Source organism: Rummeliibacillus sp. TYF005 (genome assembly GCF_003844195.1).
Lineage (GTDB): Bacteria > Bacillota > Bacilli > Bacillales_A > Planococcaceae > Rummeliibacillus.
This window is the reverse complement of the sequence record NZ_ML122647.1, coordinates 1-1,007: the sequence shown is the minus strand read 5'-3', so window position 1 is coordinate 1,007 and position 1,007 is coordinate 1. Positions and strand designations below refer to the sequence as shown.

Sequence of the window (1,007 nt, the reverse complement as noted above, 5' to 3'; positions counted from 1 at the left end):
TTCTATTTACACAAAATATTTTATACTCTCTAAATGTGGGAACTAGAGTGATAGAATCACAATTTCATTATAAATTAAGTATAATAATTTTAATTATATTTTGTGCAATGTATGCTATTCCTAAAATATATGAATTAAAACAAAATTTCCGTTTTTTTTGGATGTTTATTTTTATCATAATTAGTGATGGCTTATCAAAAATAATTTTAAAAATAGATTTTCTTTATTTTTAGAAAGTGGTAATGGATTAAAGCCTAATAGAATATTTTACACATTAATGACTGGCGTAGCATATGTTGTTCGTAGTATTTGTTACACAAACTTTATATAGTATGATTAAAGGTTATTTAGAAGTAAAAAAGGCAAAATCAAAACGTACAACAGAAGCAGCAAGAAAGGTCGTTAAAAACTCTCGAACTCTTAGTAAAGTAATAGGGAAAAGAGCAAAGAATAAGTACCAGTTACCAAAACAATTCTGACTATAGACTTTAATTTAAGTCGTAGGATTCCCAATATCTTTTGCATATTGGGAATCTTCTTCTATTTTTAGAATTAGCAGGCGATCAAAATACCGTAATACTTACACTCAACTAGGATTTACTAAAACAAGTCGCACAATTTAATGATGCGAATCAAATTGAAAAGAAAAACGATACGGACTACCAATATGATGCAGATGGTAACCTCCTACAAGATGAACACTTTAAATACACATATAACGAAGCACAACGATTAACAAGTGTTCAAACATTAAAAGGCGATGCAGTAGCCTCTTACACATATGACGAAAATGGTTTGCGTTTAACCAAAACAGTTGGAGATACAACGCATGAATACTTCTATAATAACGAAGTATTAGACATGGAAGTCGTAAAGAAAAATGATGAAGTTACACAATACCGTTATTACGAATGGAATGGCTACACACCACTTGGACTGATTGTAAAAGAAAAAGAGGCATCTGGAAACTACCAAGCCAAAACGTACCAATACATCACCAACCAACG

General features: G+C 30.5%; 3 protein-coding genes. All 3 read left to right on the top strand.

Going from position 1 to position 1,007, the window contains the following annotated elements; translation table 11 throughout:
• Positions 1 to 233: hypothetical protein (locus CW357_RS18495; RefSeq protein WP_206426838.1), on the top strand; the 233-nt coding region annotated here is incomplete at its 5' end.
• A gap of 63 nt (positions 234 to 296) precedes the next feature.
• Positions 297 to 479 carry a hypothetical protein gene (locus CW357_RS18060; protein WP_124218838.1) on the top strand — a complete coding sequence of 61 codons (183 nt, stop codon included), beginning with the start codon at positions 297 to 299 and terminating at the stop codon, positions 477 to 479.
• A 316-nt stretch (positions 480 to 795) separates the two neighbouring features.
• Positions 796 to 1,007, top strand: a 212-nt coding sequence (locus tag CW357_RS18055) for a hypothetical protein (RefSeq protein ID WP_164489665.1), incomplete at its 3' end; no start/stop codon positions are given.